1 pseudogene is annotated in these 321 nt (G+C 68.8%); it reads right to left on the bottom strand.

Features of this window, described 5'->3' with window-relative positions:
• Window positions 1-321, bottom strand: a pseudogene (locus tag IF47_RS0127150) (oxidoreductase); the annotation flags it as partial.

The raw sequence follows: 321 nt of genomic DNA, 5'->3' as shown, positions 1-321 counted from the left end.
GCTCCACGCCGTGTCGTCCGGGCCCACCCGGTGGGCCGCCCCGTCGACCGGGTAGAGGTGCATCAGGGAGAGCTGGGTGGGGTTGTTCTCGCCGTACTTGAGATGCACGTCCAGGGCGGCGTCCGGGATGTGGTCGAAGAAGTCGCCGCGCCAGTACCACTGGTAGCCGGCCGGGATCAGTTCGTCGAACATGCTCTGCAGCCCGACGTACGGCATCGGAGTCGTGAAGTGGAAGGCCGGCGGCCCGGCCTCGTGCACCACGGAGAGCGTCTCGTCGAGCCGGTCCAGGTCGCCGGTGTGGCACCACACGATGCCGCACAC

It is taken from the genome of Streptomyces megasporus (assembly GCF_000718985.1).
Classification (GTDB): Bacteria; Actinomycetota; Actinomycetes; order Streptomycetales; family Streptomycetaceae; genus Streptomyces; species Streptomyces megasporus.
The sequence above is the reverse complement of the archived record's forward strand: the minus strand, read 5'-3'. Positions and strand labels throughout refer to the sequence as shown.